Origin of the sequence: Serratia sp. H1w (genome assembly GCF_000633355.1) — a bacterium.
GTDB lineage: Bacteria > Pseudomonadota > Gammaproteobacteria > Enterobacterales > Enterobacteriaceae > Chania.
The window spans coordinates 1-11420 of the sequence record NZ_AYMQ01000002.1; the positions used below are offsets into that span (position 1 = coordinate 1).

General features: G+C 52.8%; 13 protein-coding genes and 2 pseudogenes. 12 read left to right on the plus strand and 3 right to left on the minus strand.

Features of this window, described 5'->3' with window-relative positions:
• The 9 genes and pseudogenes from fimA to U869_RS29930 all read left to right on the plus strand — a co-directional run.
• Window positions 1-74: pseudogene (gene fimA / locus U869_RS31725) on the plus strand (type 1 fimbrial protein subunit FimA); the annotation flags it as partial.
• A 79-nt stretch (window positions 75-153) separates the two neighbouring features.
• Window positions 154-696, plus strand: coding sequence for a fimbrial protein (locus U869_RS0100040; RefSeq protein WP_025122478.1), 543 nt, complete (start codon window positions 154-156; stop codon window positions 694-696).
• A gap of 78 nt (window positions 697-774) precedes the next feature.
• Window positions 775-1446 (plus strand): fimbria/pilus periplasmic chaperone, encoded by a 672-nt coding sequence (locus U869_RS0100045; protein ID WP_071998182.1) that lies wholly within the window; start codon window positions 775-777, stop codon window positions 1444-1446.
• Between the two features lie 84 nt (window positions 1447-1530).
• On the plus strand, window positions 1531-4170 hold the full coding sequence (locus tag U869_RS0100050) for a fimbrial biogenesis usher protein (protein ID WP_025122480.1): 2640 nt from the start codon (window positions 1531-1533) through the stop codon (window positions 4168-4170).
• A gap of 22 nt (window positions 4171-4192) precedes the next feature.
• Window positions 4193-4720, plus strand: a complete 528-nt coding sequence (locus U869_RS0100055) for a fimbrial protein (RefSeq protein ID WP_025122481.1) — start codon at window positions 4193-4195, stop codon at window positions 4718-4720.
• Between the two features lie 21 nt (window positions 4721-4741).
• Window positions 4742-5248, plus strand: a complete 507-nt coding sequence (locus U869_RS0100060) for a fimbrial protein (RefSeq protein WP_029988028.1) — start codon at window positions 4742-4744, stop codon at window positions 5246-5248.
• 58 nt (window positions 5249-5306) lie between these two features.
• Window positions 5307-6224: a fimbrial protein gene (locus U869_RS0100065; RefSeq protein ID WP_369795082.1), complete on the plus strand. Its 918-nt coding sequence runs from the start codon at window positions 5307-5309 to the stop codon at window positions 6222-6224.
• A gap of 37 nt (window positions 6225-6261) precedes the next feature.
• Entirely contained in the window at window positions 6262-6927 is a 666-nt protein-coding gene (locus U869_RS0100070; RefSeq protein WP_025122484.1) for a response regulator transcription factor, read from the plus strand.
• The gene (locus U869_RS29930) at window positions 6924-7538 is read left to right on the plus strand and encodes a helix-turn-helix transcriptional regulator (protein ID WP_025122485.1); all 615 of its coding nucleotides are present in this window, start codon (window positions 6924-6926) and stop codon (window positions 7536-7538) included. The genes U869_RS0100070 and U869_RS29930 overlap by 4 nt, the downstream gene beginning before the upstream one ends.
• 94 nt (window positions 7539-7632) lie before the next feature.
• Here U869_RS29930 and U869_RS0100080 read toward each other — a convergent pair whose 3' ends face one another.
• Complete coding sequence (locus U869_RS0100080) at window positions 7633-8208, minus strand: tyrosine-type DNA invertase (protein WP_025122486.1); 576 nt, start codon at window positions 8206-8208, stop codon at window positions 7633-7635.
• A gap of 431 nt (window positions 8209-8639) precedes the next feature.
• Here U869_RS0100080 and U869_RS0100085 point away from each other — a divergent pair, with 431 nt between their 5' ends.
• Together U869_RS0100085 and U869_RS0100090 are read left to right on the plus strand one after the other, a co-directional pair.
• Window positions 8640-8897 (plus strand): DinI-like family protein, encoded by a 258-nt coding sequence (locus U869_RS0100085; protein ID WP_025122487.1) that lies wholly within the window; start codon window positions 8640-8642, stop codon window positions 8895-8897.
• Window positions 8898-9200: 303 nt separating this feature from the next.
• Window positions 9201-9590: an SHOCT domain-containing protein gene (locus tag U869_RS0100090; RefSeq protein WP_025122488.1), complete on the plus strand. Its 390-nt coding sequence runs from the start codon at window positions 9201-9203 to the stop codon at window positions 9588-9590.
• 63 nt (window positions 9591-9653) lie between these two features.
• Here the strand turns inward: U869_RS0100090 and yiaA are convergent, their stop codons facing one another.
• On the minus strand, window positions 9654-10106 hold the full coding sequence (gene yiaA / locus U869_RS0100095) for an inner membrane protein YiaA (protein ID WP_025122489.1): 453 nt from the start codon (window positions 10104-10106) through the stop codon (window positions 9654-9656).
• 156 nt (window positions 10107-10262) lie between these two features.
• The gene (gene caiF, locus U869_RS0100100; RefSeq protein ID WP_025122490.1) at window positions 10263-10676 is read right to left on the minus strand and encodes a carnitine metabolism transcriptional regulator CaiF; all 414 of its coding nucleotides are present in this window, start codon (window positions 10674-10676) and stop codon (window positions 10263-10265) included.
• 268 nt (window positions 10677-10944) lie between these two features.
• On the opposite strand from caiF, the pseudogene U869_RS0100105 reads away from it, so the two are divergent.
• Window positions 10945-11400: pseudogene (locus U869_RS0100105) on the plus strand (alpha/beta hydrolase fold domain-containing protein); the annotation flags it as partial.
• Window positions 11401-11420: the final 20 nt, after the last annotated feature.

Genomic DNA, 11420 nt, shown 5'->3' on the forward strand with positions numbered 1-11420 from the left:
GTTATATCGCAACTGGCGCAGCAACAGCCGGTATTGCCAACGCTGATGCCACTTTCAAGGTGCAGTATCAGTAAGCTGAATTGAGCTCATCAAGGATGACGATTGCAGGCCAGGGAGGCCTGTTTTTCAGCTACCGGAGGCAAGGAGCGTGCGATGTGGAGAATGGGAGCGGGACTACTGCTAACTCTGTTGTTGGGGGGAGAGGCCGTAGCCGACAAGAGTTGGGAAGAACAACCGCTCGGTGGCTTGATGCGTTTTCAGGGCGAAGTGATTGCTGAAACCTGTGCGGTGGACACCGGCGATCGCAACCTGACGGTATCGATGGGGCATATCACCACCGACCGATTTCGTTTGCCCGGCGACGAGGCCGATCCAGTCCCCTTTGATTTACATCTGCAGAACTGCACTACCGCGGTCAGCCGCAACGTGGGCGTGATGTTCCATGGCATGGCAGACAGCAGTAATCCGCAGGTGCTGTCTATTGGTGAAGGGCCAGGTATCGCTTCGGGTGTCGCCGTGGCGCTGTTCGACGACAGAGGCCGATTTATTCCACTTAATACCGCACCGCGGTATTGGGTACCGTTGCAGGAGGGGCCGGTGATCCTGCATTTTGTCGCGAAATATCGCGCTACCGGGCAGCCGGTGAATGACGGTTTGGCTAACGCTCAGGCATGGTTTGCGCTGACTTATCAGTAGGTTTTGGCCGCGCAGTGTGATGGAAGTCAGATCCTGATGGACGAGGTATATGTGAGAACAACAACGATGGTTGGAAAGATGATGTCCGGACTGCTGCTGCTGGCAGCGGGCCATGTGGGCGTGGCAAATGCCGGAGTCGGCCTGGGCGCGACCCGAGTGATCTATCCTGCCGATCAGAAGCAGGTGACTCTGGGTGTCAGCAATAACGATGAAAAAAGCACCTATCTGATCCAATCCTGGGTGGAAAGCGCCGAAGGCCAAAAAGATGGCCGGTTGATTATTACGCCACCGTTATATTTGATGCAGGGAAAAAAAGAGAACACGCTGCGCATTATCGATGCGACCAATCAGAGTTTGCCGAAGGATCGGGAGAGCCTGTTCTGGGTCAACGTCAAAGCGATCCCCTCACTGGATAAATCACGCCAGGATGAAAACACCTTGCAATTGGCGATCACCAGCCGTATCAAACTGTTTTATCGCCCCAATGGGCTCAGTGTTGCGCCAGACAAGGCACCGGAGCAGTTGCGCTTTAAACGTAGCGGCAAAGAGCTGACGATCGTCAATCCCACCCCTTATTTCATCACCTTGAGCGAGGTCAATGCGGGCTCGCGGCTGTTGGCCAACACCATGGTGTCGCCAATGGGGTCGGCCAACGTGCCGCTCCCTGCCGATGCAGGCAGCAATATCAGCTATCGGACGATCAACGATTACGGTGCCCAGACGCCGGTACTCAAGGGTGTGATGCAATAAGGCCTGAGGCCGTCATCTCCATTTCATAACGCTATAACCAGATAAATCAGGCAGCCGGGCGACCTGTATCGAACCGGAGGGATCATGCTATACCTGAAAAACGGCACGGAAAGTCGCAGAGTGATAAAAGATAACCACCAGGGTGCCTCCATCTTTACGCTTACATTAACGCCATTGGCCATGATGCTAATGGTGTTATGTGGCGATGCATCGGCGCGAGCGGAAAACTACTTCAACCCGCGTTTTCTTTCCGACGATCCGGCGAAAGTGGCCGATCTGTCTGGATTTGAAAAGGGACTGGAAGCCCCTCCGGGTGTCTACCGTGTCGACATTTATATGAATGACGGGTTTATGTCGACCCGGGATGTCTCTTTCAAGCCCGATAACGATCACCAGGCCTTGGTGCCTTGTCTGACCCGCAGTCAGCTCGCCGCGATGGGCGTCAACACCCGCTCGGTGCCGGGCATGGCCGTATTGGCAGCAGAAGCCTGCGTCCCCTTGACCACGATGATCAAAGAGGCCTCCACGGACTTTGATGTCGGGCGGCAGCGTCTGTCTATCAGCATTCCTCAGGCCTATATGGGCAATCTTGCCCGTGGCTATATACCTCCCGACCAGTGGCAAAACGGCATCACCGCCGGGCTACTCAATTACAGCTTCACCGGTAGTAATGTCCGTAACCAGCAATCGAGCACCAGCAATTACGCCTTCCTGAACTTACAGAGCGGCGTGAATCTGGGCGCCTGGCGGCTGCGGGATAATACCACCTGGAGTTACAGCAGCGGCGGCGGATCGAGCGCCAATCAAAACCGCTGGCAGCACGTTAATACCTATTTGCAGCGCGATATTGCGTCTCTGCAGAGTCGGTTGACGCTGGGTGATAGCTATAGCTCAGGGGACATTTTTGATGGCGTTAACTTCCGCGGTGTGCAGGTGGCGACGGATGACAACATGTTGCCAGACAGCCAGCGGGGTTTTGCTCCCGTGATCCACGGTATTGCCCGTGGCACCGCCAGAGTCACGATCAAGCAGAATGGGTTCGAGATATACCAGGCGACGGTGCCGCCAGGTCCCTTCACCATCGACGATCTTTCCGGATCCGGCAACGGCGGCGATTTGCAGGTCAGCATTCAGGAGGCCGACGGCACGGCCCAGGTATTTACCGTGCCCTATACCTCGGTTCCAGGGTTGCTGCGCCAAGGGCATGTGAGATATGCGGTGACGGTGGGGCAGTATCGCAGCGGCAACGATCAGCAGGAGCAACCCACCTTTGGCCAGGGCACGCTGATGTGGGGGCTGGCCGATGGCTGGACGCTATCCGGCGGCACCCAGCTAGCCAATCGCTATCGGGCGTTCAACCTCGGGGTGGCTAAAGATCTGGGCATTTTCGGTGCCGTGTCACTCGATATCACCCAGGCTCGCGCTACCTTGCCGGATGACAGCTCCCATCAGGGGCAGTCACTGCGCTTCCTTTATAACAAAGCCTTGAATGAGTTGGGCACCAACCTGCAACTGCTCGGTTATCGCTATTCCACCAGTGGCTATTACAGCCTGGCTGACACCACCTGGGGCCAGATGAGCGGCTACAGCGCGGCCACCGACGAAGGGATTGTCCAGCTCACGCCAAAGCTCACCGATTACTACAATCTGGCCTACAACAAGCGTGGCCGGTTGCAGGTAACGGTGACCCAGCAGGTGGCGGACAATGCAACCTTATATCTGACTGGTAGCCACCAGACATATTGGGGGATCGGCAAGGCGGATGAACAACTGCAGGCCGGTTACAGCGGTACGTTGGAGGATATCACTTACACCCTCAGTTACAGCCTGACCAAAAATGCCTGGCAGGACGGACGCGACAATATGCTGGCCTTCAACATCAGCATCCCGTTCAGCCATTGGCTGCGTTCCGACAGCCAGTCTGCTTTCAGCCGCTCCAGCGTCAGCTACAGCATGTCTGACGATCTGAGCGGCAGGATGACCAATCAGGCCGGGGTGTACGGCACGTTACTGGAGGATAACAACCTGAGCTACAACGTGCAGGCCGGTTACGCCGGAGGCGGCGTGGGGACATCAGGCGGCACCGGGAACGCATCGCTGACGTATCGCGGGGCGTCGGGCAACGCCAACGTGGGGTACAGCCGCAGCAGCGGTTCCAACCAGCTGTATTACGGACTGAGCGGCGGCGTGCTGGCGCATGAGAACGGCATCACCCTGAGCCAACCGCTGAACGACACCCTGATCCTGGTCAAAGCGCCGGGGGCGGGCAATGTGTCGGTGGAAAACCAGAGCAGGATACGTACCGACGGGCGTGGCTATGCCGTACTGCCGTTTGCCATGGATTACCGGGAGAACCGCGTCGCGTTGAATCCTAATACGCTGGCAAACAACGTCGAACTGGATGAGGCGGTGGTCAGCGTGGTGCCGAATCACGGTGCAGTAGTGCTGGCCGATTTTAAAACCCATGTCGGGCTGAAGGTGCTGATGACGCTGACCTATAACGGACAGCCGTTGCCATTCGGCTCGGTGGTGTCATTCGATAATGGCCGCTCTGGCAGCATTGTCGCTGACGGTGGGCAGGTGTATCTGACCGGGTTGCCATTACGCGGTGAGGTGAAAGCCAAATGGGGCGAAGGTGCAGGTGGCCGGTGCGTGGCGAGTTACCAACTGCCGCCGGAAAGTCAGCAGCGGGCACTGAGCTATCTAACGGCAGCATGCCGATGACGCCGGGCGGGAGAGGCGAGCAATGAGAAAACAACTTTATATCCTGGGTCTGCTGGCGCTGTTGAGCGCCGGGGAAACCCAGGCTGCGGATAGCACCATTACCATTAATGGCTACGTTAAGGACAACGCCTGCTCCATCGCGCCGGGTTCACAAAGTTTCGTGGTGGATCTGATGAGTAATGCGGCCAAGCAGCTGTTTCGGGTAGGGGCGACGACGCCGATGGTGCCGTTCAGCATCGTGCTTGATAAGTGCGGCGGTGCGGCGATCGCGGTGAAAACGGGCTTCACCGGCGGGGCAGACAACGACAACCTCAGTCTGCTGAAAATAGACAGCGGGGCCGGTGCGGCGGCGGGGATGGGAATACAAATCCTCGACAACAGCGGTAATGCGATTGCACTCAATGAGGTATCGAGCGGGCTGAACTGGTCAACGCTCACCGCAGGGCAATCCAATACGCTGTATTTCTATGCACGCTTGATGGCGACCCGTACACCGGTCACTGCCGGGCAGGTCAGCGCGACGGCAAACTTTACCCTGGAATTTCAGTAACCGGAGACGGAGATGCGGGTTATGAACATAAGCAAGCTGGGGCCGATCGCCGGGTGGTTACTGATGATGGTACTCCCTCTGGCACAAGCGGCGGATGTCACCATCACCGTCAATGGCAAGGTGGTGGCCAAACCCTGCACGGTGTCCACTGTGTCTACCACGGTAGAGCTGGGCGATTTGTATACCTTCAACCTGCTGGCGGCGGGGGCGACTTCGCCATGGCATTCGGTGACGTTGAACCTCACCAACTGCCCGGTGGGGACATCCAAGGTGACCGCGACCTTTTCCGGCACGGCCGATAGCACCCGCAGTTATTACGCCAACCAGGGCGCGGCCCGCAACATTGCGCTGCAACTGGCCGACAGCAGCGGGGTCAATCTGCCCAACGGCAGTACCAAAGTCGTGGCGGTACATGACGCGTCACTGGGCGCCAGCCTGGAGTTGCAGGTAAGAGCCATCACGCCTAGCGGTAATGTGACGCAGGGGAGCATTCAGGCGGTAATTAATGTGACTTATACCTATGCCTGAGCAAGGAGAAATAATGAAAGACAGTAACCTGAAAAGAGTTCATATGCTGCGACGAGTTATGAGGTCATCCCTATTTTTTGCATTGCTGGCCGGTTATTCTGCTAGTTCATTTGCCTTTACCTGTTATGACTCGACGGGTAATACTTTAAACAGTGCCTCAGGAACAGCGACGGCCAATGTTTATGTGAATCTGCAACCATCTGTGGCTGTCGGCCAGAACTTGGTCGTCGATCTATTTAGTTCTATCAAGTGTAAAAATGACAACCCCACCATAAGAAACGATTTGGTCAGTATGTTGAGAGGCTCAGCCTATGGCGGGGTGCTGAGTAATTTTAGTGGCTCGCTAAAATATTACGGCTCGAGTTACCCATTTCCGCTCAATTCGGCTACTGCCAGCCAAAACTTTACCTCTGGGGCATATGCCGGATGGAACACGCAGCTTTATCTTACGCCGATTTCTGCTGCTGGTGGCGTAGTCATCAACAGCGGTACGCTCTTTGCCTCTTTGGTTATGTATCAGGTTGGCTCGGATATTATTGGTGGAGGTAACGTCCATACGGCGACTTTTACCTGGAATCTGTATGCGAATAACAGTGTGATAGTGCCAACAGGGGGGTGCGATGTCTCTTCCCGTGATGTCAGCGTGACTCTGCCAGAATATCCGGGAACCGTGGCGATACCGCTGACAGTTCGCTGCGCCCAGAACCAGAACCTGGCCTATTACCTGACCGGGCCGACGACGGATACCGCAAACACGATTTTTACCAATACCGCTTCTGCGCCTGTGGCTCAGGGTGTGGGCATTCAGATTACCAACCGCAATGGCGCTATTGCGACCAACAAGAACGTTGCACTGGGTACCGTTGGTAGTTCGGCCATCAGTTTAGGTTTGACCGCGAACTATGCGCGAACCACCGGCCAGGTCGTCGCCGGTAACGTCAAGTCAGTGGTTGGCGTGACCTTTTTGTATCCATGAATGTGTTGGTTAACGTGACCTCAAGCCTGGAGGGAAAATGCAGCAGATAAATCATCAGCAAACCGAGCATGCGGCAGCGGAAAACGGCAAACGAATTCTGGTGGTCGAGCCATCGAGGATCAATTGGATCGGGCTGCAACGGTTGCTGGGTGACGCTGGCAACACGGAGTTAAGTTTTTGCCGGGTCAGCAACCTGACCGACGCCAGACATAAAATCCATGAATTTAAACCTGATGTGATCTTGTTCAGTTCGCTATCTCGTGGCACTGACTATCTGTCGTTACTGTCTCTGCTATCCGATATTGCCAGCTATCATGCGACAACCAACTCGGTGATCTGGTTACCGCATGATATGGCATGGATGGTGCAACTTCTCCACGCTTTCGGGGTGGATACGGTATTAATCGATCCAGTTAACCTCTATCAAATCACCCAGTGCTTAGGTAACGAACAGGCTGACAACCCCCCAAGAAGTGCCACTTTATTAGGCAAACAGGAAAGGCTTATTGCATTGGCCCTGCTGCGTGGGCGAAGTGCCACGGCCATTGCCAATGTGACGGGCAAAGATATACGCACCATCAGCACGCAAAAGAAATCGATCATTAGAAAATTGCAGATGACAACCAATGAGGAGCTCTATCTGCTGGCTGGTAGGCTGGTTTATTTAAACAAGATAAACAGACTGAGTGGTGAGACGCGATGAAAAAAATAATGATTATGCATCCCTGCATCGTTACCTGGCATGGTTTGTATCAGCTATTCAGGCGTAGACTGCCAGAAGCGGAGATCGTACCGGCGCACGCTATCTATGATGTGGTATTTAATGACGATTTGTCTGATATCGATCTGATCGTCAGTGAGCTCTATGGCCTGAATGAAAATATCACCATGGGCGCGAAACTGCTGTCATTTGTACAATCGATCCGCCAGGAAAAACCGTTACTGATTATGACCGATGTGCCAGGTAACCAGGTGATGGATTGCCTAGGATATCTGCCAGGCGCATCCTATATTGCTTTATCTGAAGATATTCGTCAGCTAATTAACCAGGTCGACCGAGTGTTGGCTGGTAATGTGGTTATCAGCCCGTCGCTGCGTAGTGAACGGGAAATTAGCGTGTTCAATGCCGATACCCGGCCTTTCTCCCGTTCGGAAATAAAGGTTTATAGCTTATTGCAGGAGGGCTTCAGTATTACGCAGATAGCGAAAAAGATATCCCGCAGTGTCAAGACGGTGAGTGCGCATAAACGTAACATGATGGGAAAACTTGGCATTGATAGTGAAGTGGAGCTTTATGCCTGTTTTAACCAATAGCCGCGCCTTGTTTACCGTGAGATGCGGAGATCGCTGACTACGGCGATCTCCGGCAGAATTAGAATCGGGTTTACGGCATAAGCGCGAGGCTCCGTCAGCCATTTTCCCGTTTATTGGCTTCCCAGATACCGGCAAAGCGTGCCGCATTACTGGCGGTATAGCGCACCGTGTGGCGAATATTGCGGTGCCCCAGATAATCCTGGATCAGGCGGGTATCGGCACCTCTCTCCGCCAGTTCATAGCCACAGGCATGGCGCAGCATATGGGGATGGGTGTTGATGACCGTACCCGCCAGTTCACCCGCCTGGCGGATGATGCGCCAGGCCTGGCCACGCGATAACTGGGTTCCTCGTTGAGAAATAAAGATAATGTCCGGGTTGGCTCCTGGTTTCCATTTGGCCCTGATCTGTCGCCACTCCATAATGGCCTCGCATTCGTCATTCATCAGAGGATGGACGGTAGAGAAGCCATTTTTAAGACGACGTATATTTATCCTTCCTTCGAGCATTTCAAGATCGCGAAAGCGCAGGCTCAGCAACTCGCTGATACGTAATCCATGGCGGAACGCCAGCAGGATCAGGCAGCTATCCCGTACTCCAGTGGGTGTCTTTCTGGCAGCACTCATCAGGTTGCGGACTTCTGTCAGGGTGAGAAATTTACGCTGTACCAAAGAAAACTCCTATATTTTTCGCCGAAAAGAATCCAGAGTCAGGATTAAATAGAATAATATTCTTACCTACCGTTTTTAACGCCTAAAAAGGCTTTGAAAGTTTGTTAAACATTCATCTAAAAGTAATTTTATAGGAGTAATCCTATTTTGTATTTATAAAGATGTTACAGGTGAAGACTGATAATATCCAGCATTTACCGAAGAGGTTGTCTGTGAGGTTGGAATAACAATGCTAGTCGCTCCTGCGAGTGGACTATTTGACTTTAATATAATCTCCCATAGGTTTTTTAATAGTGTAATGTGTAATAAATCTCCCATTTGTCAGAATAAAAGATGGGTGTGTGGCGCGATAAATTTACATTACCCAAAAGTTGCACACCGGCCTATCATCTAAGGAGTCACTTCACGCCCATTGCCAGAGGTATTGCAAGATGAATATTCATATAAAAGTTGATAACAATCTGTTCAACAATCTGTCTGAGAAAGCCCGTGATGCGATGCTGGACGAGCTGCAAACTCGTGTGCATGAGGTCTATCCATCGAGCCAGCTCACGGTGATCGCCGGGCTGAATGATAAGACCGAGATCGAGACTACCGATTTCTTCAACGATATTGAGGCAAAGCTGACCGTGCAGGAAATTGTCGATGATGTCAGCCTGCATGGTCACTGGCGTAACGTGAAAGGCTGATAGTCGTGGCATTTCCCCACCCCAACCCTCTCCCACAGGGAGAGGGAGCTAGTTCAGCGTCGTGGCAGGTCATGTGGTACTACGTACGGGCGCAGCACTAAGGTCAGATTCAGGAGTCAATGGATAGCACATACGGTCCCCTCTCCCTGTGGGAGAGGGTCAAGGTGAGGGGCGGCAACTCGATCGCCCTATTTCCCTCTCAACCTGGAAAAAATGGAAGTCCGACATATACTTAAGGTGCTTACACCGTTGTTCTGGGGCAAGGCTGTTTTATCCTGCTTTACTGGACCATAAGGAGCACCAATGACTTATCATCTACTCACCCTGTGGGATATCCTGGTTACCACATTCTCGTTCTTCTTCTTTATCGCCTATCTGTTTATTCTGTTCCAGGTTGTCTCTGACCTGTTCCGCGATCATCAACTGAGCGGTTTTTATAAGGCGGTATGGATTGTGTTCCTGTTGTTCATTCCGTTGTTTACCTCGCTGGTGTATCTGATTACTCGTGGCAAGGGCATGGCGGAGCGGCATCGTGCTCAGGTTCAGAAATCCGTCTCTGCCACCAACGAGTATATTCGTGGTGTCGCCGGTAAATCCCCAGCCGAGCAAATCGCTGATGCCAAAAAACTGTGGGATGACGGTGTGATCACCGAAAGTGAATACCAGCAGCTGAAGGCTAAAGCACTGGCCTGAGGTCAGACGTTGGCAAAAGTATAACCGGAGAGAAAAGGGGGCCAGGAAGCCCCCTGTTAAACCTTATTCGGCAGGGAACTGCGAGCCCGTTTCTTCATTATCATCCCCATCGGCACGGCGCTTGTTGGCCATATCGCGGGTGTTTTTCTGCACGGCAATGGCACCGAACAGGCTCAAAAAGAAGGAAACACCGTAGAAGCCCTTTTCGCTCAGCAGCAGTTTGGCATTCCACAGGCCAATACATAGCAGGCCGACAGCGATGGCAAAGGCAACCCAACAGGTGATGATGTAGATATGGGTTACCGGCAGCCCATCCTGCTGGTCCCGCACCGTTTTCTGGATGGTGATGGCGCTAAACAGGCCGAGGATCAGCACGGCAAAGTAGTAACCTTTTTCATTCAGCTCCATTTCGGCGTTCCATAGGCCCAGCAGGAACACGGCAAAACCGCCCAGCAGGGCAGCCCAGGAGGCGAGAATAAACGCCGGTGAGGTAGTGTTTTGTGGTGCAGAACTCATGTGATAAATCCCTTATTGGCAAGAAAAGCTCCCTTCCCCCAAGTAGGCACACCACTTGTGAGGTCAGTTGCAATCTACCGGTCCCGCTAGACGAATGTAACAGCACTGCTACCAATAACCTGCGCTTTGCTAGCTGGCTAATATGGCGGGCAAGGGCTATTTACGTTGCGCCTTGGAGAGCATCCACTGCCATTTTTGTTGTTGATTCAGCTCTGAAGGTGGCATGCGTATTGCCACCCGTGGCCCCGTTTCCAGAGCGCTTTCTTCGCTGGTTTCACTGTCGTTATTGATAGCATTTTGAATGCGCTCGGCGATCAGTTCGTCAATATGCTTGACTTGCAGTAGGCGCTGACACTGGCAGCCACGCCCTTCAAGCTGGTTGGGTACTGTCTTGGTCTGGCAGGTGATCTCGGCCACGTCGGCCAGAATATAAGAGACGATATTGATCGCTTTACAGGGGGCCAGCTCGAACTGATTGGCAATTTCACGTGAGCTGACCCAGCGCCGTTGGTGCATGACCCAACGAGCCACAGCCAAATATAACGGTTCTTGAACATATTCCGCACACATATTATCCCCCAACTTAACCAGAGTGGTTAATTTAATTAACAATACTCTTAATTACGCCTTCCTTTATCCAATGGAAGGGCTCAGTTTGCGTGTGATATACCGTTTTCCCAAAGGAGGTTTTAATATACCTAACCCTTCGTTTGGTAACCATGCTTTTTGTATTGTTTTTTGATGGCTTTATTTTTTGCGGTCATTATCAGATAAGGGGTAGCTCACAGACTGGCAGTCAAGAAGGAATAAAATAATGCCAACCTAACAGGAGGAAATGATGGATCCGAAAAATAAAGTGCATGTTCTTGAGCGGATCGGCGATGAGATGCGCGCAGTATTACAGTTTCAACAGCAGAATGGAGGAAACACTACAGCTGCATTAGACTACCCCAGCCAGCGTCAGAACTATATTGATGAGCGAAAATATTGGAATGAGCAGGGGCCGGAAATGGCGAAGACAGTTTCTGACACGGTGACGACAGACTATGGTGAAGTCGGTGTACGTCTCTATTATCCTGCTTGCAAGCCAGCGCCAGTATTATTTTACCTGCATGGCGGTGGCTTTATTTTGGGTAATCTGGATACGCACGACCGTATTATGCGGCTGTTGGCCCATTATAGCGGGTGCACGGTTATTGGCATCGATTATTCACTCTCGCCAGAAGCGCGCTTTCCACAAGCCATCGAAGAAACGGTGGCAGTATGTCGTTTCTTTAACCAGCATGCCGACGATGGTGCTGCCTCCAATTAGTA